Source organism: Pedobacter sp. UC225_65 (genome assembly GCF_042698365.1).
GTDB lineage: Bacteria > Bacteroidota > Bacteroidia > Sphingobacteriales > Sphingobacteriaceae > Pedobacter.
Map to the genome: position 1 here is coordinate 2,967,967 of NZ_CP170550.1, position 25,661 is coordinate 2,993,627.

Below are 25,661 nucleotides of genomic sequence, written 5' to 3' on the forward strand. Positions count from 1 at the left end.
TTCCTTTTAAAAAACTAAATATATGATAGGGTTTATTATTTTTTAGTTGATCCAACCTCCCTTTATTCCTGCTCTTATTTTACAACTTCAGCATCAGCAGTTGGGAAGTTATTTACAGCGTGTCTTGCAACATTTACTTTTGCATATACCGGAGCAATTGTATTTACAGTTGTGCTATCTGCTGTAAATTGTTCCATGCTCATTTTAGCTTGAGAACCTAAGATTGCATAGTGCTCTGTAGTTGCGCCACTCAATATCAAGCTTGCATTGTCTTTGATAGAAGTATATAAGTTGATGGTTGTTGCATCGATGTTAGCAGTAGCTTTATCTTTTAAGATCACATCTAAACTTAAGAAGCTCATTTTACCAAAAGTATTTACGGTAGCATTGTCTGCTGCTTCGATTGATGCCAGGTTACGTACGTAAACAGTAACTGTCAATCTTTCTTTTTCGAAAGAGCTGATGCGCAATACACCATCTTTCTCTTGCACCAATGCATTTTTAGAATAGTAGCTGTCGTTTACTTTTACACTCTCAGTTGAAGCTTGTACCAAGATCACGTCAACGTTACCTTTTACTTCCAATTTAGTGATATTTTTCACTTGGTTTAATACAGTGAAGTTGTTTGATTTTACATCTGATGATGCGAATGCAGAACTGGTTAATACTACTAGTGTTAATGCTGCTGCGAATAGGGTTTTAATAGAAGTTTTCATAACTTTAATATTTTAAATGATTGTTAATCTGTTATTTGTAATTTTTGTTTTTTTCGTTTTCCTAGCAGCCCTTGCTGGCAGGTTTCGTATATAAGACTGCATGAATGTCAAAAGGTTGCAGCGGTTTTCCGGCTTTTAGACCATAGGCATGTAACTCTAGACGAACGGCTGTAATTTTTCGACGAACGGGACCAAAAAAAATCGATGAAATTGAAGGTTATGGAGAAAACATTAGTACCAACCAGCTCTTGCCTGCCTGAAATACATTAAAAAAATCCAAGATTTTATCCACTATTGTTTGAATACAAAACAATTTGATGTAAGTTTAAAAATTTTAAGATGCTTATCTTTTCTTTCTTTTAGCCTATAATCAATGTTACGCGTAAATAGTTCAGGACCCTGCAAAATTGTATATTCATTATGTAAGCACGAGTTTTTGGGCTATTTGATTGAGCCACATATTGTTCAGCTCAACCCACAAGGCGATTTCTCTTTAACCTACCAGCGTTTGTTTACGCACACGGCCAAAGAATTTGCCAAACACCTAACCGATATTGATTTCAAGCTGATCAAGACCCTAGACGAAACTGAACAGGATTATATCATTAAGAAATACCATAAAAAAGCAATCAGGCCATTTGAGTTTTTCAGCAAGTTCTACGATGAAAAATTCTACGACAGCGTTCGTCCTAAAATTGAAAAGAAACTGGCCGAAGTATTGGAAATCCTCAAGATCAAAGATGGTTTGTACCTCATGGATAAAGATGGCTGGCCTGCAGAGCGAAAATTGGAACTCGCTACCGAACCTGCCACCGTACTTTTCCATTTCAGAAGAAACGAAGTAGAAACAAGGTACTTTCCTACCATAAAATATCAGGGCCTACGCATCGATTTTATGTTTAAAGATGCCCAGGTTGTTTGCAACCAGCCAGCTTGGATGTTGTTGAATGACGTGCTCTACTTTTTTGAACAGGACATTGAAGGAAAAAAATTCATCCCCTTTTTAAATAAGCGTTACATTACTATCCCAAAAGCTACCGAAGAAACTTATTTCGAGAAGTTTGTAGCCCCATTGATAGAAAAATACCACGTTTATGCCGAAGGTTTTGAGATCAAGACCGAAAAACATGAAGCTACAGCCGTAATCAAGGTGATCTATGTTGATGGTGGTATTTCGCAGATACAGCTTTATTTTAAATATGGCCAATATGCTTTCGCCATGGGCAACGAACATAAAGTTACCGTTCGTTTAACTAAAGAAGATGATAATTATACTTTTACCCGTATCAAACGGAATAGCGATTGGGAAAAACAAAAATTTACCTTTTTGCAAAATCTTGGCCTCAAAAAGGTAAGTGCGCTTTTCCATCACCTTGAACTTCCTAACCTTAGCGAGAACGACAATCCATCGTATGCCATTATCACCTGGGTAAATGAGCACATTGAAGCGCTAGAGGCTCAAGGTTTCGAAGTGGAACAAGCTAGTAGTAGCAAACGTTTTGTTTTTGGCGCCAATAAAATCGATTTCGAGATCAAAGAGGATAACGATTGGTTTGACATCAATGCCATTGTCTATTTTGGCATCCACCCCATTCCATTCATCTCTTTAAAACAGCATATCCTTCATAAAAAGAGAGAATTTATCTTACCCGATGGGGATATTGCCATCATCCCCGAAAAATGGTTTACGCAATACAGTAGCTTATTCAGTTTGGCCGATGGTGGTAAAAACCTAAAGCTCAAAAAGCACCATATCGGCTTGATCAATGATTTGGCAGAAGATAGCTTGGCCAATGTTACGCTTGACCGCAAATTGCAACGGTTAAACGATTTTGAAGATATTGCTGATACACAGATGCCCATTAATTTTAAAGGAGACCTGCGTCATTATCAAAAGGCGGGCTACAACTGGTTCAGCTTTTTGAGGGAATATAATTTTGGTGGTTGTTTAGCTGATGACATGGGTTTGGGTAAAACCATCCAAACCTTGGCCATGTTGCAAAAATTAAAGGAAGAAGATGAAGCAAATGGCACACACAGCACTTCGCTGATCATCATGCCTACTTCGTTGATCTACAACTGGCTAAACGAAGCGAAGAAATTTACACCAAAACTAAAGATCCATGCGCATACCGGAACTTTCCGGAACAAGGACATCAGCCTGTTTGATAAATACGACCTGATCATCACCACTTACGGTATTACCCGTGTAGATGTAGAACTGATCAGGGATTTTTATTTTAACTACATCATTTTAGATGAGAGTCAAAATATCAAAAATCCTTCTTCAAAGGCATTTAAGGCAGTGCGCATGTTAAGGTCTAGACATAAACTGGTGCTTAGTGGTACACCTGTAGAAAATTCTGTTGGCGACCTGTGGACACAGCTTACTTTTTTAAATCCTGGTTTGCTGGGCACACAATCTTTCTTTAATGAAGAATATGTACAGGCGATAGAAAAACGTAAGGACGAAGAAAAAGCCAGGAAACTACAGGCGATCATCAAACCATTTGTTTTACGCCGTACCAAAGAACAGGTAGCTTCAGAGCTTCCTCCAAAAACAGAGCATATCTTTTATTGTGACATGAGCGAAGACCAGGCCGCTTATTACGAAAAGACCAAATCGGCCTATAGAAACGACCTGTTAAATAGCATGGACGATGGAACCTATGCCAAAAAACAGGTCCAGTTGTTACAAGGTTTAACAGCATTGCGTCAATTGGCTAACCATCCAGTAATGATCGATGAGGAATACGATTCTGATTCTGGAAAGTTTGAAAACGTAATGCATACCTTAGACAATGTGTTAAAAGGCGGACATAAGGTGTTGATCTTTTCTCAATTTGTGAAACACCTTGCCATCTTTAAAAACTGTTTTGAGAAAGAGGGTATTCCATTTGCCTATTTAGATGGAGGAACAAAAAACAGAGGTGAAATTGTTGCTGAATTTCAGGAGAACAAAGACCTTAAAGTATTCCTGATCTCGATCAAAGCCGGTGGTGTAGGTTTAAATCTTACCCAAGCCGACTATGTATTTATCTTATAATTCATGGTGGAACCCTGCGGTTGAACAGCAGGCCATTGACAGGACACATCGCATTGGGCAGGACAAAAAGGTTTTTATCTACAAATTCATTTCAAAAGATACGGTTGAAGAGAAAGATCCTGGCCCTGCAAAGAAGGAAAAAATCTTTGGCAAATTCGTTGATGACCACCGAAGAAAGCTTCTTTAAATCGTTAAGTAAGGATGATATCAGGGAATTGTTGAATTAATGTGTGAGATTGGATTTGGAATCATCTCAGGCCTAAGCATTACCTCAACGTTTTACTAAAATCGGCCTTGGCCTGTTCGGGATGCAGTAATAAGCCTACGCACTCCCTTTAACAGAACAGGGCGCAGCCCTGCCTACCGCAGGCTGGCGCGGCTTTTTTTGCATACTTTTTTCAGCTGGAGGAAAAAAGTTTGTCCACGAAGTGACAGAACCATCAAATAGCAGCAGCAATTAATTTCAAGATAAACCACTGATTATAATTACATTATCAATTCTTATCCTCAACTCACGTTATATTGAGCTGTGATCAGGGATGATTTGCCGCCTTTAATAAGGCGAGGTAAGCTGGCCTACTGATCATTTCTGCACCAAGGCTCATCAAATGGTCATTAGGTAGTTGACAATCAATCAGTTTAAAATCCATTTTTTGGGCCAAATAGATCAAGGCGGTTTTAGAAGCATTACTTACATGACTGAACATGCTTTCGCCACAAAACACCTGATTGATCACGATGCCATACAATCCACCTACCAATTGGTCTTGTTGCCAAACTTCTATGCTGTGGGCTATTCCCTTTTCGTGTAATCGAATGTAGGCCGTTTGCATGTCATCGGTAATCCAAGTCCCATCCTGCCCAACCCTAGGTGTTTGTGCACAAGATTGGATCACTTTTGCAAAGGCCTGGTTGGTGGTTACCCTAAACACATCTGATCGTAAAACCTTATGCATGCTTTTACTGATTTTGATTCGATCAGGAAAAATTACACAACGTTCGTGTGGCGAATACCATAAAATAGGCTCCCCTTCACTGTACCATGGAAAAATTCCACTTTGATAGGCTAACGTTAAACGTGCAATACTTAGATCACCACCAATAGCCAATAAGCCATCTGGATCGGCCAAAGCAGGGTCGGGGAAAATTATTTCATCTTCGAGTAAGCTAAAAACCATGTGCAATGATAAGAAACTTTTAATATTGGGAGCAACAGTATGGCCGCAGCTCCCAATCAATCAGCCTCCTACTTTCTCTTTAGTACATAATATTTCTGGCTACCATTGTCCCCATAGTTTTTCACATAGACCAGAAAAAGCTCATAACCATAACTTTTCATTTTATTGACGGCATCTAAGGCCGAATTGAACTCTAACTCTTTGTTTTTATCATCCCTGATATAGGAATCTTCATTTATATCTATAATCTTCTGCCCATATTCAAGGCTGATCCAGATCTTTCGCTAAATGCTCTCCGCACCTCGCTGATCTCGATATACTCCGAACGGATATCGCTTAATGGAACATCTTTAACTTTTTGTGCCTTGGCATTAGACCATGCAAGGCAAGCGACAAGTGCCGCTAAAATAATTGACTTTTTCATGCTGTTAGTTCTTTTGTGTGTACTGCAAAATACAAACAAGATGTTAACAGTTTTTTAATTACATGTAACAATTATGCCTTCTTCCTACTCTTAAAATAAAGAAGAGCAATGAGTTTCATCGGTAATATTATCTGGGTTATTTTTGGAGGGATATTTATTTTCTTTCAATATATATTTGGTGGACTGGTTTTATGCCTAACCATTGTAGGTATTCCTTTTGGTATCCAATGTTTTAAATTTGCCATTGTGGGGTTAGCGCCATTTGGTGTTAAGATGACCGATACTTCTTCAAACATCGGTTGCCTATCTACCATCATGAACATTATCTGGTTGGTTTTTGGTGGTTTTTGGATCGTATTGACACATCTTTTATTTGGCCTGTTGTTTTGCATCACTATTGTGGGCATCCCTTTTGGGCTACAACATTTCAAACTGATGAACTTGGCGTTTTCTCCTTTCGGAAAATTGATCAGTTAGTTATTCGCCTTTGGTAAATACCATCATTACCTTTCCGTCTTTTAACAGTTGCAGTTTACCATCAACCACTTTAAAAGAGTTTACTGTTTTTAAACCTTCTGTATAATTTCTTTCGGCTTCTGCCACACTTTCGCAGAACATCATGGTGCCAAATACCTCTTCAATCTTAATGGTATTCCCATTGATCGTGCTTCTGCCACCAAAGGTGTTGCAGAAAGATTTACCCCCAATCTGATTGTCGGCACCAAAATTTAAGGTTGCTTTCTCTTTTGTAGGCAAGGTTTGTCCAGTCCATTCGCTTAAGGTCCATTTGGTATTGGCAACTGTGTCTGTTGTTATCTTTTTTGAACATGCCTGAAGGGCAATCACTAATACAAGTCCTAAAAATAATCTTTTCATGGTTTTAGTTTTAAATGATCAATCCAATCTGTTTAGAGTGCTCAATGGCCTCGCTGCTATCTGTAAATAAACAGGTTTTTATCTTTTTTTGTGCTATTTTCTTCAATAAATTCTCCGTCTCTGCCTGTCGTTCTGGCCTAATGTTTCTTATGTAGACCGCAGCAATGTTATTCGGATATTTTTCTGCTATGGTCTGATAGATCATAGGATCTTGCTGCGAATTGTCGCCAAAAAAAACAAACAACTGATGCGGAAAGGCATTAATCATCCGCATTACCCTTAATAGCTTACCTTCATGACCAGTTTTACCGATCTTAAATAAGTTTTTCCACCGTTTAAGCTGGTTCAATAAAAAGGCTCCTTCCGGTAGTTCATTAAATCTAAACATTTCCAACAAATAATCATATAGATTCCATTCGCTACTTGAAACATAAAAAAACGGATTAGGCTGCCCAATCTCGGTATGGGCGTGGGCCAATAGTTGATAATGCTCTTGTACTGCTGGAAATGTTCTTCTGGTGCGTGGATTTTTAATGAACAACTCTCTTAGTCTTCTGGTCAGCTTTGCCGAATGCGAAACCATAATCGTATCATCAATATCGGATATAAAGGCATATTGCGTGATGTGTGGCACGAAGATCTCTCCTTCTGCTTCTGCTATCACCTGATCACCTGAATCGCTTAGCGCCTCTATTTTTACGGCATGCCATCCCGCAGCTACTTCATTTTCGGCTTTCCATTCAAATTTGAAAAAACCATCATATTCTGCTTTTTGGTAAACAACCTGTCCATGAAAATTCAATCTCACTTTTGCGAAAGCATAAGGTTTCACTACAAAAAGTTTGAACAGGTGTACCATATTGACAAAAAAATTATCGCTAAAGTTTTGTGTCGTTTTGGCCTTGAGTTTAAAAACGTGTCCGTACACCACTAAATTATGCGTATGGCCATAACCATGGTATACTTTTAAACTCGCTTTTTTATTCATGATATAATTAAAACAGAGTTTGGCTTCAGTTGTTTGTTAAGCACAAATAAATTAACCATCTGTGAAACCAAAAACCTTAAAGCTCCTATTTGTTGTAAATCCAGTTTCAGGTAGCCATACCATCGATTTCAAGAAAGAGATCAATACTTTTTTTAAATCAAAGGACGAAGCATTTGAAATTTTCGAGCTACCCAAAAATTGTTCGATCGAAACTATAAAAACAGCTATCCAACAATCCAAAGCTGATCGGGTAATTGCCGTTGGAGGAGATGGCACCTTAAAATTGGTAGCTGAATGCCTGCTCAATACCAAGGTTCCCATTGGATGATTCCAGCGGGTTCTGCCAATGGAATGGCCAAAGAGCTTGGAATCCCTCTGGATCTAAATGAGGCCCTTGCCCTAACTATAAACGGCACACCCCATCAAATCCATGCGGTATCTATCAATAATGAACTTTGTATCCATTTGGCCGACATTGGTTTCAATGCCTATCTGGTCAAAAAATTTGATGAGCTACCCGAACGCGGCATGTTGACCTATGCAAAAGCGGCATGGCATGCCTTTTGGAACCATAGAAAAATGTCGGTTGAGTTTAAGATCGGCAATAAAACAATTAAACAAAAAGCGGCTATGGTAGCCATTGCCAATGCTACCCAATACGGAACAGGACTAAAGATTAACCCGGAGGGGGAATTAGATGATAAGCTTTTTGAGGTGATTGTGGTAAAGGAATATGCAGTAATGGAGATGATCAAGATATGGATCAGCAAGCTACCTTGGAACCCAAAAAAGATAGAATGTTTTCAGACTTCCAGTTTAAAGATCAGTACCAAACATAAGGTTCATTTTCAGGTTGATGGTGAATATCTAGGAAAAGTGAATACAATTGAGGCAAAACTGATCCCCAAGGCAATCCATGTAATTATGCCTTAATTGGCAAATTATTGCGGTCTGTCTTTTTCTTCAAATTTATCTGTCCTTTAACCGTTAGGTATAATCGGATAAATTCTGCCATGAAACAGATCTTTAACATGGGATCAAACCATGCATCATCATTATACATCCCTAAAGCCATGGGCACCAGGGTAATGAAACCTAGGGTAAATACCCAGAGATAAAGCCTAAAAGGGAATTGGATATAGTACAAGATAAAGCCAAATTTCTTTAGTTGAAATTGCCCAATAGCAGCAACCAATACCAATACAAACATTGGGAACATTAAAACGGCTTGAACTTTTACCGAAAGTTGGTCTGGTAGTTTATCGAAATCGGTAGCGGTATTCCAAAGCTGCATGCTCATCAAAACCAAAGAAACACAATCTAGAAGCACAAAAGAGCGAAAAAGTAAGCGCATATCATTTACAGTATTTGGAGAGCCAATCATCAGCCATCGCCGAGCCCATATATTTCACAAAGTTAAAATCTTCGCAGGCTCCTTGTTTATCTCCTTGCTTATATTTTTTTAAACCAGCATCTACTCTGCTCTGCAGGTATTCATCGTCAATGTTCAAATCCCGTTTGATACGCAAAACTTTTGCTTCATCTTCTGGTTTATAATTGCCTTTCTCTTTGTTCTTATAAAAATTTGAAATGACATTGGTCAACTCTTCTTCGTCTTTGTACGCTTTAATGGCCAAGGCAATCTCGGTTGGGCTTCTTCTATTGCAATCGTAACCACTCAGTTCAAAATTTACAGGCACAATAACCAAGGCCAAAGTATCATATTTTTGAGGCAAGATCCATTTACCACTGCTCATTCTGATCAATCTTAGCGCTTCTACATCTAAATCGGTTCCAATTCCGCTGTTAATGGTCGAATAATACACTTCGCCTTTGGTATTTAATTTAAAACCAATGCTAACTGTACCTTGAATACAATTGTGCAAGGAGTAGGCTGGATATACGGTATTGTTTTTTAAAAAAGTAGACAAACCACCCTTCAATTGAGGCTGCTGTGCCTTAACTGCAACGGAAATGGATAACAAAAATATCGCTACAATTTTGAACATAACTAAATTTACGCATTTTAAAGCAAAGCCGATGTAAAAGTATGCTTCAAAATTAACGCAGGTACTGGACAATTGTTTAGATAAGTTGCCTTTTTGGTAAATTGACACACCCCTGGATAGTCTCCTTTTTTACCTTCCATGTCAAACATCAACTGAAAGTGAAGATGAGGCGGCCAATGTCCATTTTCTGCGGCAATGCCGAAACTGGCAAATTGTTGACCTGCGGAAATCAATTGACCTTCTTTCAGCCCTTTTAAAGAAGCTAAGCTCAAATGTCCATACAAGGCATAAAGTGTAAGATCATTTAATTGGTATTGCAGGATAATGGTTGCGCCATAATCGCCAAAATGGTCATTAAACTCAAAACTATGCACCTTTGCGGCATAGAAATTATAGATGGGCGTTTCAGCCGGCCCCCAAATATCAATACCTAGATGTAATCTTCGAGGTTCTTCGGTAGCATCAAAGTGGGCACTTCTGCTATAAATGGTCCGGTGTTCATTATAGCCACCAATACCATATCGGGCATTATTTTTAGTTAATTTCTGCTCTACCCAATTGCTGAACAGATGGGTATCTGCCAGTATCTCGGTAGTCAGCTCCGTATTGTTGGCCGTAAAATCAAAAGGCAGCAGACGATCTTTAGCTAGATCGAAATCAACTACTTTGTGGAGCTGGTTTTTAGGCTGGGCCAAAAAATCTTGAAGTTGTTGTAGCCTATTCATCTTGCATTGAAAACGTAAACGTAGTTGTAGATAAAATGCGAAAGCGCTCCAAAATTGACAAATACATGCCAAATTTCGTGGCTATGGACATATTTATGCATTTGTTTGTCTTTGGCATAAAAATAGGTTCCGCCTACATAAAACAAGCCTCCAATGATCAGCCAGACAATGGCACCAATAGGCAAAGTCTGTAACATCTTCTGTAAAAAGGGGATAACCAAACAGCCCATGGCAATATACAAGCCTGTAGAAACGGCTTGGTTTTTTAAACGGTTAAATATCTTTAACAAACAGCCTACCAGCGCAATAAGCCAAACCATACCAAATAAAACCCAACGCAACCAACCATCAAACACCAATAATGCAGTGGGGGTAAAAGAACCTGCGATCATCAGATAGATGCAGCAATGGTCAAACTTTTGCCAAAACCGAATACCATATTCCGTTTTAGGCACACTATGATAGGTTGCACTTACCCCGAACAAAATGATGATGCCGACCCCATAGATATAGGCAGCTACATCCTCAAAATGGGTATTTGCTTTTTGTAATAACAGATAAAGTGCCGGAATAGCTAAAAGTGCGGGTACAACATGTGTCAAAAAGTTTCCAGGCTCTCTGATGTACCTATTATTGCTCATCAGTTTCTTCGTCGGTTTCTTTTCTGTCTTTTGCTATCTTGTTAAAGATCTTATCCATGTGCTCTACATATTCGTTGGTATCGTCAACAAAAAATGAAAGCGTAGGAATTACCCTTGCCTGATGGCGGATACGTGAACCTAACTTATATCTGATCTCGCTGGCATGTGAGTTAACCGTAGCCACAGAAAGGCTTGTATTATTGGTATTTAAAAAACTTAAATATACTTTAGCCACGGCCAAGTCTGGCGAAACGCGGACTTTTGTAATGGTAACCAAGGTATTTGGCAAATAGGCTGCCCCTTCTCGTTGAAAAATAGCAGCAAGCTCTTCTTGTAATAATCCTGCAAACTTCTGTTGTCTTTTACTTTCCATATTCTTTAATCTCTTTGCTAGGGCAATGCTGGCAGCAGCGCCTAAAATCTTTTTACTTCGTTCAATACAAACTGCCAGGTTGGATATTTTGAACTGCTCTTGGTCTGTTCTTGATAGACCTTTATTAACTGGGGCTCGAAATAGGCGGCCAAAGCGATGCTACTTCTTGCTTCTGCTGGATTGAAAAGTGTTCCCGCAATATAACCCTTTTCGCCATTAGCTGCTCTTTTTTTATCAAAAGCTGCTTTTGAGTTTACAAACTCAGCATGTGTTTGCGCTCCGGTAAAGTAAGGCAGCAACCAATCTACTGCTCCTTTTAAGGAATTGCCTTCTGGCGATTGATAACGGTATGGATTTGTTCCAAACTTGCCATCTCTCCATAAAATGGCAGCGGCTACCATTAAAGGATTACTACATCATAAATATGATAATGTAGGGCATCACGTTCATGAAAATCTAAACTACTTCCATCTGGCCTCAGATTTTTTGCAATTTGTCTTTTATAGGCTTCCTTTGTCCATTGCATCAATTCTTTATCATTAACGGCCCAAGCAACCTCCGCTACTTCCTTGATGCGATGCGAATGCCAATTGTTGATAAACGTAACCCCTTTCCCACTTGAAACGGCTTTATCATAGGTCTTGATTTCTTGTTCTGCAACTCTTTTTAACCAAGCAGCCACATTACGCTTGACATCGGTAGATAGTTCTGTTTTAAGCAGATCGTATGTGAAAATGATCCGGTCTAGATTGGTGTCATTGATCGGATTTCCTTGTGGTTGGTTTTTACTTGCCCATGCATCCAAAAAATCACTGGCCTTGGTCAAATATCTTTGCTCATTCGTTACCTTATAACAAAGTCCCAATGCATAAATCTTTTGCATATCTTCCAATGATTTCCAAGTTTTGGTCTTTCTTGGATCGCCTTGCAGGATGCCTTCGGTTAAAATCGTATCTGCTGGATTTGGTGTAGCCAACAAAGCTTCATCTGCAGTTTTCAATAGCCCATCCCAATGTTTTTTCACCGCAGCATCTGTTTGGATCAAATTTTTCAACTTTGTCAGTTCTGCAGCACTTAAGCTCACTACCTGAGCTTTACTTACAAAGAACCAACAGCAGAAAATGCCAAAAAGGAATACACGTTTCATTGCAAAGGGATTTATTTCTGCTAATATAATAACTTATCGTAGGGATATCTGACTGTATGTAAACTCTTTACTTTATCGTAAATCAGCTGTTTAAATTCTTCTACATTTTCCTTTTTGGTTGCTGAAATAAAGATTGCAGGTGCATTGTGATGTGCCATCCAGCTTTTTTTGAAATCGGCCAATGTCAATGGTGCTGTTTCTTCCTCATTAAACTCATCGGCAGCAGGTGTAACATACGCATCAATCTTGTTAAAGACCATAATGGTATCTTTGTCCCTTGCGCCCAGATCGTTCAAGGTTTCATTCACCGTATGGATCTGGTCCTCAAAATTGGGATGTGAAACGTCTACCACATGGATCAACACATCTGCTTCCCGTACTTCATCTAAGGTAGATTTAAAACATTCTACCAAGTGGTGAGGCAGTTTTCTAATGAACCCTACAGTATCGGATAGTAAAAAAGGTAGGTTTTCAATCACCACTTTACGAACGGTTGTGTCTAAAGTTGCAAATAACTTATTCTCTGCAAATACTTCAGATTTTGATAGCATGTTCATGATGGTCGATTTACCAACGTTGGTATAACCCACCAAGGCCACTCGGATCAATTGACCGCGGTTTTTGCGTTGGGTTTCATTTTGGCGATCGATCAATTTCAAGCGCTCTTTTAAAAGAGAGATTTTCTCTAAGATGATCCTTCTATCACTTTCAATCTGTGTCTCACCTGGTCCACGCATCCCGATACCCCCCTTTTGGCGTTCCAAGTGGGTCCATAAACGTGTTAAACGAGGCAATAAGTATTGTAACTGCGCCAGTTCCACCTGTGTTTTTGCTTGTGCCGTCTGTGCTCTTCCGGCAAAAATATCCAAGATCAGGTTACTCCTATCCAAAATCTTTACCTGTAATTCTCGCTCAATGTTACGCAATTGCGATGGTGATAGTTCATCGTCAAAAACCACCATGTCTATTTCTTCGGCCTTTACATAAGCCTGTATCTCTTCCAGCTTTCCTGTACCTACAAACGTAGCTCTATCTGGCTTCAGCATTTTTTGCGTAAACGTTTTTTCTACGGCACCACCTGCTGTATCTACCAAAAAAGCCAGCTCATCTAAATACTCTTTAGTCTGTTCAGGTTTTTCGCCAGGCGTAATAACCCCCACAAGTACTGCGCGTTCTTGTTTCAGGGCTGTATCATAATATTTCTGTTTTCCCATGTAATTCTTTACAAATATACGAAGTTTAAAATTGTGGTTTTATCTGTACTTTTAGTTGATAACCAGCTAAACACTCCCGCTCAAACAACACATGAAGTATCTTTTCGTTTTACCGTTCATTTTATTTTCATTTCCTAGCCTTGCCCAAAAAGGCTCACACACCTTTTCGGCTTCTTATGGAACAGGAAAAGGTGAAATCAAAATGGTTTTAGGTATGACTGAGTCTGATGGTAACCATTCCTTTGAAATTACGGATCGAATTTGCCAAATATTTCTTTGTCATTGGCGGAATCATGAGAGATTTTTCAATAAATGCAATAACTAAAAACACGCTTCATTCTAATGCCTTTGGTATTGGTATTGGAGGTGGGCTACAATATTTACACCGCAATAAATTTGGTATTTTTATCTACCCACAAGCCAATATCCATGAACTTTTTGATCGTGGTATCATCGAAACAAACATCAGTTTCGGATTGGCCTTTCGCATTCCTCGTGGTTAAAGTTGAGCTACAAATTCTTTGATTGCTTGTCCAGGATCATTTGTTTTCATAAAGTTTTCTCCCATTAAAAAACCAAGTTGATCAGGGTTTGCAATCCTGATCTCACGATAAGGTGGATTTAAAATCCACAAACACAACAGTCGAGATTACAAATCTCGATTAACATCAGTTTCGGACTGGCCTATCGCATTCCTCGTGGTTAAAGTTGAGCTACAAACTCCTGGATTGCTTGTCCTGGATTAGCTGTTTTCATAAAGTTCTCTCCTATTAAAAAACCATGGTAACCTACAGCTTTCAATTGCTTGATCACTTCAGGATTATCAATGGCACTTTCAGAAATCTTTAAAAATTCGTTAGGGATATGGTCCACCAAATCAAATGAGGTTTGGATGTTAACCGTAAAATCGCCTAGGTTTCTATTGTTTACGCCAATAGCATTTACAAAAGGACAAATGGTCTGCTCCAGTTCTTCGAGGTTATGAACCTCCAACAATACACTCAAACCTAAGCTTTGGGCCAGTTTACCAAAATCGGCAACCTGTTGTGGGCTTAAGATAGAGGCAATCAATAATATCACATCTGCTCCCCATGTTTTGGCTTCTAGGTATCTGGTATTCGTCAATCATAAAATCTTTCCTCAAGATCGGAATGTTATTTACCGCCCTAGCCTGAAACAGATCTTCTGCTTTTCCACCAAAAAAATCGGTATCTGTTAATATTGACAATGCAGCAGCTCCAGCTAAATTGTAGGCTTGGGTTACTTCGGCAACATCAGCAGTACCGTTGATCAGTCCTTTAGAAGGCGACCTTCTTTTAAATTCTGAGATGATTCCTGTCCGTTTTTCATCCAACAAAAAATCTTTGAATACAAAGGGTTGCCTGTTAAAATTAACATGGGCTTCTAAGGCTTTTACTGAAACCTGTTGTTTGGCCAAAGCAACTTCTTCTTTTTTACGTAGAACGATTTGATCTAAAATATTCATCTATTAATTTTCTAGCCAGTTTTTCATCATTTGTTTGCCACTTGGCGTAAGCACACTTTCTGGATGGAACTGCACTCCACAAACATCATATTGTTGATGACGCAGTGCCATGATCTGTCCATCGCCATCAACTGCAGTTACGGTTAAGCTCTCGGGTAGACTAGCCGGGTCAACTACCCACGAATGGTAACGACCTACTTCGATCAAGTCGGGACAATTTCTAAAGGTCAGTTCATCCTTGTCCAATACCGTAATTGGCGTGGCGATACCATGCATCGGTCTGCCCAAATTGAGCAGGCTACCTCCAAAACTTTCGGCAATGGCTTGTTGCCCTAAACATACTCCCATAATGCTTTTGCTCGGCGCATAGGTTTTGATCACATCCAATAACAGCCCTGCTTCTTCTGGTATTCCTGGTCCTGGCGAAAGTAAGATCTTATCATAGGCCGCTACATCTGCCAATGCAAATTTGTCATTTCTCCAAACCACAGCCTGATAACCCAGTTCGTTGATCAAATGCACTAAATTGTAGGTAAAACTATCATAGTTATCTATTACTAAAACCGGTTTATTTTTGTCTCCCAAAGGGGAAATATTGTTTTTCATTTTTCAGTCGTAAATCGTAATTCTTAAATCTCTTCGGCCATGGCCACTGCTTTTCGCAAGGCAGCTATCTTGTTGTTCACTTCATTCAGTTCTTTTTCTGCAACCGAATCTGCTACAATTCCTGCGCCCGCCCTGTAGTGTAACTTGTTGTTCTTGCTCATAAAAGTCCTGATCATAATGGCATGGTTGAAATCTTCGTTAAAGCCCATATAACCTATCGCACCCGCATAAAAATTACGCCCCAATTGTTCGTACTGATCAATCAGTTGCATGGCTTTGTATTTGGGTGCACCACTTAAGGTTCCGGCTGGATAAGTATCCGCTACCACTTTAAAAGCACTTACACCTTCTTGCAGATTTCCACTCACTTTAGAAACAAGATGGATTAGGTGTGAGTAGTATTGTACTTCTTTAAACGATTTCACTTCTACGCCATTACAGTGTCTGCTCAGGTCGTTTCTGGCCAAATCTACCAACATCACATGCTCTGCACTTTCTTTCGGATCTTGCTCCAGTTCTTTGGCCAAGGCAGCATCTTCTTCATCATTTCCGGTTCGTTTAAATGTCCCTGCGATCGGAAAGATATTGGCCACATTGTGATTGATGGTAATCTGTGCTTCTGGTGAAGAGCCGAACAATTTGAAACTTCCATAATCGAAATAGAACAGATAAGGCGATGGATTAATAGAGCGCAGACAACGGTAAACGTTAAATTCATCACCCAAAAAACCCTGACTAAATGCCCTCGATGGTACGATCTGAAAAACATCGCCCCGAAAGATGTGTTTTTTCAACTGCTCAACCATCAACATAAAGCCATCATCTGTTAAATTAGATTGTTCTTCGCCATTGGTCTTAAAACTGTATTCTGGAAAGTTCTTGTTCTGGATAATGTATTCTACTTTGCTCAGGTCTTCGTTTTCATCTTCATTAAATACATTTTTTACCAGCGTAACCTCATTTTTAAAATGGTCTATCGCGATGATATATCTATACACATGGTATTGCATCAATGGAATTTGATCATCGTCTGGTGTGGTAGCCGTAAAATTGATGTCCTCAAAATGTTGTACGGCATTCCATGTAAAATAACCAAAAAGCCCAGTAGAGATATGTTTTTCTTTGGCTTGTATTTTAGGATCAAAGCGGGCCTTAAAGGCAGAAATCTCTTCTGTTAAAACAAATGCTGTTTTTGTTTCTTTTGTACCATCAGGAAAATAGGTGCTCAACAGACCATCTTTCAAGATGATGCCTGCTACTGGCTCGGCACAAACATAACTGGTTGCATTTTCTCTACTATGGTAATCGGAACTTTCCAATAAAATGGTATTTGGAAAAACATCACGGAGGCGCAAATAGATACTTACCGGAGTTGTGGTATCTGCCAATCGTTTTTTAGTGTGTGTTTGTATATGGTATGTTTTCATTTTTTGCTATCATTTCAACCACGGGAGGATTTTTTAAAACAAAAAACCCGACGTGGTTTACGTCGGGTTTTTAAATGTGGTTTAAGGTTTAGGTTGATAAACTATAAGGTGCACAAAGCTACGACGAAACTCTTTTCAGAATTACCACGCCATTGCCATGTATGTATGTTATTGTTAATCATTGTAGAACAAAAATATACAAAAAGTTAAATAATCAAAATATTTTAAAGTTTTTTTTGAAAAAGCAGGGTCTTGAGTTCATCACGAATTGACCTTGCCTTAACTTTTCATCCAAACATTAGCTTAAGATACACCAAAGAATGTTTTAGAAGGATCGCTCTTGGTCATCATAAAAATGGCAGCCACTATACATATAAACGCAAGGCCAAAGAAAATGGCAATGGTTTTATGTTTTGCAACAGCAGCTGTTACTTTTTTAGATTTCGCATTTCCTACAGTGATCAGAATAATAGCAATTACCATGATACTGATATGCTCAACTTTCCAATAACGATACATGGCATCGCCCATCGGACCTTTGGTAAGCGGACTTAAAAAGTATAACACAATACCAAAAAGCAATTGGATATGTGCACTGATCAAGGTAAACACATTTAGTTTTCTATTGCCCTCTGTGTAGGTCTTTTTACCAAACCAACCTGTTAAAGCTTGGATAACAGCAATCAACAATAGGAAGAAAACTACATATCTCCACCCAGAGTGCGCACTTTTTAAGATGTCGTAAAAATTCATGGCTTTTTCTTTCAAAAATAACAAATTATTAAATGGATATGCAAGGCTGCTTAAAGGGCTAATGTTTATTTATAACCTTTCTTAACATTATCATAATCTAAAATGGCACGTTTAAAACGACTGTTTACAATTTGATAATTATAAAACAGAGTACACTTAATTTCGAAACAGGATTTTTACATCACACTTAAAATCCCTCAATATGAATAAACTTCTACTTTCCTTTTCGATGGTGGTCTTGTTCTTTTTGGGCAGTACAAAAGTATTTGCGCAAACTACACAAGCATCCATCTCTGGTGTAATTTCTGACGAACAAAAAAAGCCAATTGCTGGTGTTTCTGTTCAGGTTAGAAATCAATCTACCGGTTTTAATACCACAACAAGTACCAACGCCAATGGCGAGTACACTTTTAAAGAACTTCCTTTAGGTGGTCCTTACACTGTAAAAGCTACATTTTTAGGTCTTGGCGAGCAGATCAGGTCTGGTTACATGCTAAACCAGGGCGATGTGGTAAAAGTTGCCATTACCATGCAGGTAGAGGCACAAACGCTTGCAGCTGTTCAAGTTGTAGCCTCAGGATTAAAAAATAAAGTGCAGAACTTTGGTGCTTCTACAGAGATTTCGGCCAAAGCTATTACCCAATTGCCTGTAAATGGACGTAATTTCTCGACCTTGATGGACTTATCTCCATTAAGTCGTGGTGGAAACATTTCTGGCCAATTAGGTTCATCTACCAATTATACCATTGATGGGATGAATGCCAAAAACCCAACATCAGCAGGTTCTACCACCAGCAGAAGTGGTGCGCCTTATGCCATCTCTATCGAGGCCGTGAGAGAGTTCAAAGTGGTAACCAACCAATACGATGTAACCTTAGGCAGAGCTGGTGGTGGTACAATTAGTGCTGTAACCAAAGCCGGTACCAATACTGTAAGTGGTAGTGCTTTTACTTATGGCCGTGCCAATTGGTTAGCCAGTCCTTACGACATCAGGGGTAACAAACGCGACAACGATTTCTCTACTTACCAATATGGTTTTACTTTGGGTGGACCGATCATCAAAGACAAATTACATTATTTTGTAGCTTGGGACCATCAGAGAGATGCCCGCCCGTTAATCATAGCGGATGTTAAATCTGCAGCCGATGAAGCTAGATTTAACATTAGCAATGCAACCTTAAACAAGTTTGTAGATGTTGCTCGTACCAAATATGGGGTTTCAAAATTGCCACAATTTGGCACATTTGACAAAAAACGTGGTTCAGATGCCGCTTTTGCACGTATCGATTGGCAGATCAACAACAGAAACCTACTAACGATTCGCGACAATTATACCAACGACAGAAATCCATTGGGATTAGCTGATAATACCGCCATCAATTTCTTTGAAAGTTATGGTAACGACAAAAACGTTGACAACAGTTTATTGGCGACTTTGCGTACCACGGTAAACAGTAAAGTAACCAACGAGTTAAAGGCCCAACATCTTTACACTTTCCAAGCCAGTACGCAAGGAGACCAATTACCAGGTCCAATACCAAGAGCTATTGTTGGAAACCTTGAATCAACACTGGCCAATGGTTCAAAACCTAAAACTGCTGTTCAGATTGGCGGTCACCGTTTTGGACAAGAAGGCTTTACCAATAATGTTTTCCAATTGATAGACAATCTATATTACAATACAGACAAGGTTAAATATACTTTTGGTGTGGATGTGATGTATACCAGAGCTACTTCATTGTATGGTAGTGAGGTAAATGGTCGTTTCGAATATACCAATTCAACAACTGCTAGTGCCCTTGAAAATTTCGAGAATTTAGTACCGAATAGATACTATCGCGAAGTGCCTTTGGTGGCAGACCCAACTGTAAAATCGGGTATCTGGAATGCAGCGTTATATGGGCAAATGCAGACCAAATTGGCCAGGGGTTTAGATTTTATCGGTGGTTTACGTATGGACTATAGCGCTTACCCAAGCTCGCCATTTAACCAGACTTTGTATGATGAGCTAAAAATAAGAACCGATAATAAATTAACCCAGTTCTTGTTACAACCAAGGATCCAGTTAAACTGGGATATCAACGAAAACCGTACTGATTTTATCCGCTTAGGTGCTGGTATCTTTGGTTCAGACATCAACAATTATGTAACCATCAACAACTTGACTTTTGATGGTAAACACTTGGCTACCGTTGACGTTTTTGGGGCTGATGTACCTACACCAAACTTTATCGGTTACAGAAATGGAACGGTAAGTGCGCCAACATTGGCTGCATTCCAAGTGCCTACCATTAATACCAATGCGGCAGACGCGCAAGATCCTGTTGTTTATAAAGCCAACCTATCTTACAATAAATTGATTACCGATAAGTTGAAGGTAGGTATTACCGGCTATGCCACTTTGGGTCGTCACAACTACATGTATGTAGATAGAAACATGGCTGCTAATCCATACTTTACTTTACCAAACGAAGATAACCGTGGTGTATTTGTACCTACAATGCCAAGTAATGGTTCAGCCGATTGGAAAACAGGTCGTATCAGCAATAAATTTGGCCGTGTGTTAGAATTGAACAGTCAAGGTAGAGTTAATCAGTTTGCGGTTGTTTTAGATGCAACTTGGCAATATTTTAGAGATGGCGAAATCTCTGCGAGTTACACTTGGAACGACACCAAAGACAATACTTCTTTTAATGGTAACGTAGCCAACTCGGCAACCTTGTCTTTACCAGTAAAAGATGACCCAAGAAACTTGAGCAACATGACTTATTCAGATAACCAGTTCCGCAATAAAGTAGTGATTTATGGTACTTTACCTACGTTTTATGGGGTTACTGTTGGAGTTCGTTACTCTGGAATAGGCGGTACCCGTTACAGCTTGTTAAGTGGTGCAAACACCAACGGCGATTTTGTGGCCACCAACGACTTGGCTTTCATCTTTGATAGGAATAACCCAAGCGTACCTGCAAATGTACGTGCAGGCCTACAAAGTTTATTGGACAATCCATTGGCCAGCCAAAGCTTGAAAGATTATATCTTAAAATATTCAGGTCAGATTGCTCAGCGAAATGGTGGTATCAATGGTTTTTATGGCGTGGTTGATTTAAGGATCGAGCAAGAAATTCAAGATCTATAGAACACACAACATAGAAATCTCTGGTGATATCTTTAACCTTGGCAACTTGATCAAGAAGAAATGGGGCGTAAATGAATCATTAGGTAGTCAGGCGCTATACGCTTTAAACGGCGTAGCCAAAATACCTGCTACCCCTACAACACCAGAAATTCCAGCAGTTCCGAACTACGATGCTACAACCAAAGCATTCAACTACCGTGTAAACAACTCTGGTGTGGTTAATCCATCAGGTAATCCTTACCAATTCCAAATTGGTCTGCGTTACGGATTTTAATTAAACATCTTTCCATTTTTAGACCCACTTGTATCAACACAAGTGGGTTTTTCTGTTTTTAGCACAGAATCATGTCAAGGCCTAAATCCCACATCAAGTTATTGCAAACAAAATGTAAAATAAAAGTTAGGTAAGCTATAAATCTTTATTTATCAATAGATTTAAGCACTTAATTAAATAAAAATTATGAAGAAAATTCTACTCACGCTCGCGTTGGTATTTTCTACTGCATTTTTGTTTGCACAGCAAACCTATCCTGTTAATGGCTCATACGATGTTAGGCCAGGATTGTATGCTTTTACCAATGCAAACATTGTAGTTAATGCCAATCAAACCATTAGTAACGGGGTGTTACTAGTTAAAGACAAAACCATCCAATCGGTTGGTACAGGTACTACAATTCCAAAGGGATATGTAGTGATAGACCTTAAAGGAAAATACATCTACCCTTCACTGATCGACGCTTTTACTTCTTATGGTATTCCTGAGGCACAACGTGCTGGGGCTGCCGGTGGATTTGGAGGTTTTGGTGGTAGACAATCGGTATTTACTTCAACTAAAAAAGGTGCTTACAACTGGAACGAAAGTATCCGTCCAGAAACAGAAGTAAGAACTGTTTTTACTATTGACACCAAAAAAGCCGACGACCTTCGTAAAGCTGGTTTTGGTAGCGTAAATGCAATCAGTCGTGATGGTATCGCCCGTGGTACTTCTGCAGCTGTTACCTTAAACGACGGCAAAGAAAATGAAGTAATGTTGAACGACCAAAGTGCCGCCAACTATTCATTTAACAGAGGTACTTCTTCTAACGATTATCCATCTTCTTTAATGGGCTCAATCGCCTTGTTGCGTCAAACGTATATGGATGCCTCATGGTACAAAGGACAAAAAGAAGAATATAACATTTCGCTTGAGCAGTTCAACAAACAACAGTCCCTACCTCAGCTTTTTGAAGCCGATGGTTGGGCAAATATCTTACGTGCCGATAAAGTGGCCAAAGAATTTGGCAAGCAGTTCATCATCAAATCTAATGGCGATGAGTACCAACGTATCGATGCCGTAAAAGCTACAGGAGCTACTTTGATGATTCCGATCAGTTTCCCTAAGGCATTTGATGTTGAAGACCCTACAGAGGCAAGAAACCTAAGCTTAGCCCAATTGAAAGGCTGGGAATTGGCTCCAACAAACCCTGGTGTATTGGAAAAAGCAGGTGTAAAATTTGCTTTGACAACTTATGGTTTAGATGCACCTAGAGATTTCTGGGCCAATATCCAACAAGCCATCAGCAATGGATTATCTGAAAAACAAGCTTTAATGGCGGTAACAGAAATCCCAGCAAATATATTAGGCATCAACGATAAGGTTGGATCTTTAGAAAAAGGCAAATTGGCCAACTTCTTGATCACCTCTGATAACTTATTCAAATCTGGAAACATCATTTTCGAAAACTGGGTACAAGGCAAACGCTTTGTGGTAAACAAAATGGATGTAACTGATTTACGTGGTACTTACAACCTGAACATTGATGGTATCGGTTCAACCATTTTAAGAATTACGGGTACAGCAGGTGGCTCAGTTGCAGCGATTGAGCGCTTAGGCGCTGATAGCGTTAAAACAAACGCTACATTTACGCGTAATGGCGATTGGGTAACGATTACCTTCAACTTAAAGAAAAACCCAACTGGAGATGTTCGCTTAAGCGGTTATCTAACTGGTGCTAGCCCATTGGCCTTTAGTGGCGATGTAATTGTGAATGCTTTGGCTGCAGGTTCTTGGAACGGTAGCTTAAAAGAAGCGGCCAAAGATGCACCAAAACGTGATGAGCCAGCTAAACCTGCAATTGCAAACGGACCATTGATCTTCCCTTTCATCGCCTTTGGTAATTCATCCCTACCTGTTCAAGAAACCGTACTGTTAAAAAATGCAACAGTTTGGACCAATGAAAAAGAGGGTATCTTACAAAATGCAGATGTGTTAATGGAAAACGGCAAAATCAAAGCCGTGGGAAAAAACCTATCGGCAGGTTCGGCCAAGGTAATCGATGCAACTGGCAAACACATTACCGCGGGTCTAATTGACGAACATTCGCACATTGCGGCAAGTGGTGGTATCAATGAGGGTGCACAATCAGTTTCTGCAGAAGTTCGCATCGCTGATGTGATCAACTCTGAAGATGTAAACATCTATCGCCAATTGGCTGGTGGGGTTACCACTTCACATATCTTACATGGTTCGGCTAACGCTATTGGCGGTCAAAGTCAATTGATCAAATTACGTTGGGGCAAATCACCAGAAGAATTAAAGTTTGGTGGCAACGACGGTTTTATCAAATTTGCATTGGGCGAAAACGTTAAACAAAGTTCTTCGACAAGCAGCACCCGTTTCCCATCAACACGTATGGGTGTAGAACAGGTTTATGTAGATGCATTTACACGTGCTAAAGAATACGAAAAAGCATTAGCAGTTAAAGGCAACAATGTACGTAGAGACTTAGAATTAGATGCATTGGTAGAGATCTTGAACAACAAACGTTTCATTACCTGCCACTCTTATGTACAGAGCGAGATCAACATGTTGATCCACGTTGCAGATAGCCTAGGCTTTAAGATCAATACCTTTACGCACATTTTGGAAGGCTATAAAGTAGCTGATAAAATGAAGGCACATGGTATTGCTGGTTCAACTTTCTCTGATTGGTGGGCTTATAAAATGGAGGTTCAGGAAGCTATCCCTTACAATGGAAAAATCATGCACAACGTAGGAATCACTACTGCATTTAACTCTGATGATGCTGAGATGGCTCGTCGTTTAAATCAGGAAGCTGGTAAATCTGTATTGTATGGTGGTGTACCAGAAGAAGATGCTTTAAAATTTGTAACCCTTAACCCTGCCAGAATGTTACATGTTGACAATAGAGTGGGCAGTATCAAAGTTGGTAAAGATGCCGATGTAGTGATCTGGTCTGCAAATCCATTGTCTATCTATGCAAAAGCAGAAAAAACTTTTGTGGATGGTATTGCTTATTGGGATATCGACCGTGATGCTCAGGTACAAAAAGCACAAAAAGCTGAGAAGGCCCGCATCATCCAAAAATTGGCCGATAGTAAAAATGCTGGTGCCCGTACACAACGTGCTTTTGGCGAAAGACCACCAAGACTTTATGCTTGCGAATCTGAAGAAGATTACTGGGCTGAAGTAAACCAAATGGAAGGAGAACACAATCATGAATAAGTATATCAGTACAGCAATCGCTTTATTTGCTTCGGTAAGTTTAAGTTACGGACAAGCGAATATTTCTCCTGCTAAACCACAAAGCCAAAAGATCATCGTGCTTGGCGCTACGATCCATACTGGCGATGGAAAGGTAATCGAGAATGGTTATATCACCTTAGAAAAAGGCAAGATTACAGGTATTGGCGATGCCACTACCGTTAAATTTGCTACTAATGATGCTAGATTGATCCCGGCAAATGGTAAACACATCTATCCTGGTTTTATTGCACCAATTACAAACCTAGGTCTTATTGAGATCGAGTCTGTTAAAGCAACTATCGATCAAGATGAATTGGGCGAGAACAATGCCCATATCCGTTCGATCATTGCCTATAACACCGATTCTAAAGTACCAGCTACCTTACGTAGCAACGGGATTTTAATGGCACAGATCACACCACAGGGTGGTACCATTTCTGGTAGTTCTTCTGTAGTACAGTTAGATGCCTGGAATTGGGAAGATGCCGTAATCAAAAAAGAAGATGCCATGCACATGACCTGGCCTGCTGCACCTAGAGGCAGAGGTGGTTTTGGCGGCGGCAGACCTGGTGGCGCTGCTGCTGGGGGTGTTGACCCGAATGAGCGTACCCAGAATGCAATTGCAGAACTAGGTAAATTCTTTACAGAAGCCAAATTATATACCGAAGCTACGCCTGCTGTAACCAATACGCGTCTGGCAGCGATGAAAGGTTTATTCAATGGTTCTGAGAAATTGTTTATTACCGCAAATGTTCAAAAGGATATTGTTGCGGCTGTAAACTTTGCCAAAAAATATGGGATTACCCCTGTAATTGTTGGTGGAGACGATGCCTACATGTTAACGGATTTCTTAAAAGCGAATGATGTTGCTGTAGTTGTGAAACAACCTCATGCCTTACCAAACAATGTTGACGACGACGTAAACATGCCTTATAAAAATGCAGCGGCATTGAACAATGCTGGTGTTACGGTAGTGGTAAGTATTGATGGATTTTGGCAACAACGTAACTTGCCTTTCATGGCAGGTACTGCTTCTACTTGGGGCATGAGCAAAGAAGATGCATTGAAGACAATTACTTTAAATGCGGCAAAAGTGATGGGTGTTGACAAAACTACCGGAAGTTTGGCTGTAGGTAAAGATGCTACTTTCTTTATCTCTGCTGGTGATGCTTTGGATATGAAAAGCAACAAAGTGGAGGAAGCCTTTATTCAAGGCCGCTCTATTAATTTAGATAACCTGCACAAACAGCTGGACAAAAAATTCAGTGATAAATATGGGATCAAATAAAAGCTGACCCCTTACAAAAAGAGGCCATCCATTTATACGGGTGGCCTCTTTTTTTTACATCGCAAAAAACTGTTCTATTTTGAAACCGTTTTTTCTATTTGT

At 39.6% G+C, this 25,661-nt stretch carries 26 protein-coding genes and 1 pseudogene; 9 read left to right on the forward strand and 18 right to left on the reverse strand.

Annotated elements, in window-relative coordinates; all coding sequences use genetic code 11:
- Nucleotides 1-74: 74 nt before the first annotated feature.
- Complete coding sequence (locus tag ACFJIZ_RS15530; protein WP_379085918.1) at nucleotides 75-716, reverse strand: GIN domain-containing protein; 642 nt, start codon at nucleotides 714-716, stop codon at nucleotides 75-77.
- A gap of 373 nt (nucleotides 717-1,089) precedes the next feature.
- Here ACFJIZ_RS15530 and ACFJIZ_RS15535 point away from each other — a divergent pair.
- Nucleotides 1,090-3,989, forward strand: a pseudogene (locus tag ACFJIZ_RS15535) (SNF2-related protein).
- A gap of 306 nt (nucleotides 3,990-4,295) precedes the next feature.
- On the opposite strand, the gene aat reads toward ACFJIZ_RS15535, so the two are convergent.
- Nucleotides 4,296-4,940, reverse strand: coding sequence for a leucyl/phenylalanyl-tRNA--protein transferase (gene aat / locus ACFJIZ_RS15540; protein WP_379085921.1), 645 nt, complete (start codon nucleotides 4,938-4,940; stop codon nucleotides 4,296-4,298).
- Between the two features lie 241 nt (nucleotides 4,941-5,181).
- Nucleotides 5,182-5,364, reverse strand: coding sequence for a hypothetical protein (locus tag ACFJIZ_RS15545; protein WP_379085924.1), 183 nt, complete (start codon nucleotides 5,362-5,364; stop codon nucleotides 5,182-5,184).
- A gap of 108 nt (nucleotides 5,365-5,472) precedes the next feature.
- On the opposite strand from ACFJIZ_RS15545, the gene ACFJIZ_RS15550 reads away from it, so the two are divergent.
- Nucleotides 5,473-5,841 carry a YccF domain-containing protein gene (locus ACFJIZ_RS15550; protein WP_379085927.1) on the forward strand — a complete coding sequence of 123 codons (369 nt, stop codon included), beginning with the start codon at nucleotides 5,473-5,475 and terminating at the stop codon, nucleotides 5,839-5,841.
- On the opposite strand, the gene ACFJIZ_RS15555 is transcribed toward ACFJIZ_RS15550, so the two are convergent.
- Both ACFJIZ_RS15555 and ACFJIZ_RS15560 read right to left on the reverse strand, forming a co-directional pair.
- On the reverse strand, nucleotides 5,842-6,240 hold the full coding sequence (locus ACFJIZ_RS15555) for an META domain-containing protein (protein ID WP_379085930.1): 399 nt from the start codon (nucleotides 6,238-6,240) through the stop codon (nucleotides 5,842-5,844).
- 10 nt (nucleotides 6,241-6,250) lie between these two features.
- On the reverse strand, nucleotides 6,251-7,228 hold the full coding sequence (locus tag ACFJIZ_RS15560) for an App1 family protein (RefSeq protein ID WP_379085933.1): 978 nt from the start codon (nucleotides 7,226-7,228) through the stop codon (nucleotides 6,251-6,253).
- A gap of 61 nt (nucleotides 7,229-7,289) precedes the next feature.
- Between ACFJIZ_RS15560 and ACFJIZ_RS15565 the strand changes: the two genes are divergently transcribed.
- Nucleotides 7,290-7,556, forward strand: coding sequence for a diacylglycerol/lipid kinase family protein (locus tag ACFJIZ_RS15565; protein ID WP_379085936.1), 267 nt, complete (start codon nucleotides 7,290-7,292; stop codon nucleotides 7,554-7,556).
- Complete coding sequence (locus tag ACFJIZ_RS15570; protein ID WP_379085938.1) at nucleotides 7,523-8,161, forward strand: diacylglycerol/lipid kinase family protein; 639 nt, start codon at nucleotides 7,523-7,525, stop codon at nucleotides 8,159-8,161. Before ACFJIZ_RS15565 ends, ACFJIZ_RS15570 begins: the two co-directional genes overlap by 34 nt.
- On the opposite strand, the gene ACFJIZ_RS15575 is transcribed toward ACFJIZ_RS15570, so the two are convergent.
- From ACFJIZ_RS15575 to hflX, 8 genes are read right to left on the reverse strand one after another with little or no spacing between them, the layout of a single operon-like run.
- Nucleotides 8,151-8,582 (reverse strand): hypothetical protein, encoded by a 432-nt coding sequence (locus tag ACFJIZ_RS15575; RefSeq protein ID WP_379085941.1) that lies wholly within the window; start codon nucleotides 8,580-8,582, stop codon nucleotides 8,151-8,153. The two genes, ACFJIZ_RS15570 and ACFJIZ_RS15575, sit on opposite strands and share 11 nt — an antisense overlap.
- A 1-nt stretch (nucleotide 8,583) precedes the next feature.
- Complete coding sequence (locus tag ACFJIZ_RS15580; RefSeq protein ID WP_379085944.1) at nucleotides 8,584-9,237, reverse strand: energy transducer TonB; 654 nt, start codon at nucleotides 9,235-9,237, stop codon at nucleotides 8,584-8,586.
- Between the two features lie 17 nt (nucleotides 9,238-9,254).
- Nucleotides 9,255-9,962, reverse strand: a complete 708-nt coding sequence (locus ACFJIZ_RS15585) for a peptidoglycan DD-metalloendopeptidase family protein (protein ID WP_379085947.1) — start codon at nucleotides 9,960-9,962, stop codon at nucleotides 9,255-9,257.
- Nucleotides 9,959-10,603: a hemolysin III family protein gene (locus tag ACFJIZ_RS15590; RefSeq protein WP_379085950.1), complete on the reverse strand. Its 645-nt coding sequence runs from the start codon at nucleotides 10,601-10,603 to the stop codon at nucleotides 9,959-9,961. The genes ACFJIZ_RS15585 and ACFJIZ_RS15590 overlap by 4 nt, the downstream gene beginning before the upstream one ends.
- Complete coding sequence (rbfA, locus tag ACFJIZ_RS15595; RefSeq protein WP_379085953.1) at nucleotides 10,593-10,976, reverse strand: 30S ribosome-binding factor RbfA; 384 nt, start codon at nucleotides 10,974-10,976, stop codon at nucleotides 10,593-10,595. Before rbfA ends, ACFJIZ_RS15590 begins: the two co-directional genes overlap by 11 nt.
- A gap of 41 nt (nucleotides 10,977-11,017) precedes the next feature.
- Entirely contained in the window at nucleotides 11,018-11,377 is a 360-nt protein-coding gene (locus ACFJIZ_RS15600) for a hypothetical protein (RefSeq protein WP_379085956.1), read from the reverse strand.
- Nucleotides 11,377-12,123, reverse strand: a complete 747-nt coding sequence (locus ACFJIZ_RS15605) for an alginate lyase family protein (RefSeq protein ID WP_379085959.1) — start codon at nucleotides 12,121-12,123, stop codon at nucleotides 11,377-11,379. The genes ACFJIZ_RS15600 and ACFJIZ_RS15605 overlap by 1 nt, the downstream gene beginning before the upstream one ends.
- A gap of 20 nt (nucleotides 12,124-12,143) precedes the next feature.
- On the reverse strand, nucleotides 12,144-13,337 hold the full coding sequence (gene hflX / locus ACFJIZ_RS15610) for a GTPase HflX (RefSeq protein ID WP_379085962.1): 1,194 nt from the start codon (nucleotides 13,335-13,337) through the stop codon (nucleotides 12,144-12,146).
- 227 nt (nucleotides 13,338-13,564) lie between these two features.
- Between hflX and ACFJIZ_RS15615 the strand changes: the two genes are divergently transcribed.
- Nucleotides 13,565-13,840: a hypothetical protein gene (locus ACFJIZ_RS15615; protein ID WP_379085965.1), complete on the forward strand. Its 276-nt coding sequence runs from the start codon at nucleotides 13,565-13,567 to the stop codon at nucleotides 13,838-13,840.
- Nucleotides 13,841-14,039: 199 nt separating this feature from the next.
- Here ACFJIZ_RS15615 and ACFJIZ_RS15620 read toward each other — a convergent pair whose 3' ends face one another.
- The 5 genes from ACFJIZ_RS15620 to ACFJIZ_RS15640 form a co-directional block, all read right to left on the reverse strand.
- On the reverse strand, nucleotides 14,040-14,417 hold the full coding sequence (locus tag ACFJIZ_RS15620; RefSeq protein WP_379085968.1) for an indole-3-glycerol-phosphate synthase: 378 nt from the start codon (nucleotides 14,415-14,417) through the stop codon (nucleotides 14,040-14,042).
- The gene (locus ACFJIZ_RS15625; RefSeq protein ID WP_379085971.1) at nucleotides 14,362-14,823 is read right to left on the reverse strand and encodes an indole-3-glycerol-phosphate synthase; all 462 of its coding nucleotides are present in this window, start codon (nucleotides 14,821-14,823) and stop codon (nucleotides 14,362-14,364) included. The genes ACFJIZ_RS15620 and ACFJIZ_RS15625 overlap by 56 nt, the downstream gene beginning before the upstream one ends.
- Before the next feature lie 3 nt (nucleotides 14,824-14,826).
- The gene (locus tag ACFJIZ_RS15630) at nucleotides 14,827-15,429 is read right to left on the reverse strand and encodes an anthranilate synthase component II (RefSeq protein WP_379085974.1); all 603 of its coding nucleotides are present in this window, start codon (nucleotides 15,427-15,429) and stop codon (nucleotides 14,827-14,829) included.
- Nucleotides 15,430-15,452: 23 nt separating this feature from the next.
- Nucleotides 15,453-16,856 carry an anthranilate synthase component I family protein gene (locus ACFJIZ_RS15635; protein WP_379085977.1) on the reverse strand — a complete coding sequence of 468 codons (1,404 nt, stop codon included), beginning with the start codon at nucleotides 16,854-16,856 and terminating at the stop codon, nucleotides 15,453-15,455.
- A gap of 303 nt (nucleotides 16,857-17,159) precedes the next feature.
- Entirely contained in the window at nucleotides 17,160-17,624 is a 465-nt protein-coding gene (locus tag ACFJIZ_RS15640) for a cytochrome B (RefSeq protein ID WP_379085980.1), read from the reverse strand.
- A 187-nt stretch (nucleotides 17,625-17,811) separates the two neighbouring features.
- Here ACFJIZ_RS15640 and ACFJIZ_RS15645 point away from each other — a divergent pair, with 187 nt between their 5' ends.
- From ACFJIZ_RS15645 to ACFJIZ_RS15660, 4 genes are all read left to right on the forward strand, one after another.
- Complete coding sequence (locus ACFJIZ_RS15645) at nucleotides 17,812-20,745, forward strand: carboxypeptidase regulatory-like domain-containing protein (RefSeq protein ID WP_379085983.1); 2,934 nt, start codon at nucleotides 17,812-17,814, stop codon at nucleotides 20,743-20,745.
- A 46-nt stretch (nucleotides 20,746-20,791) separates the two neighbouring features.
- Nucleotides 20,792-21,019 (forward strand): hypothetical protein, encoded by a 228-nt coding sequence (locus tag ACFJIZ_RS15650; protein WP_379085986.1) that lies wholly within the window; start codon nucleotides 20,792-20,794, stop codon nucleotides 21,017-21,019.
- A gap of 186 nt (nucleotides 21,020-21,205) precedes the next feature.
- The gene (locus ACFJIZ_RS15655; protein ID WP_379085989.1) at nucleotides 21,206-24,250 is read left to right on the forward strand and encodes an amidohydrolase family protein; all 3,045 of its coding nucleotides are present in this window, start codon (nucleotides 21,206-21,208) and stop codon (nucleotides 24,248-24,250) included.
- Nucleotides 24,243-25,559, forward strand: coding sequence for an amidohydrolase family protein (locus tag ACFJIZ_RS15660; RefSeq protein WP_379085992.1), 1,317 nt, complete (start codon nucleotides 24,243-24,245; stop codon nucleotides 25,557-25,559). Before ACFJIZ_RS15655 ends, ACFJIZ_RS15660 begins: the two co-directional genes overlap by 8 nt.
- Nucleotides 25,560-25,661 lie beyond the last annotated feature (102 nt).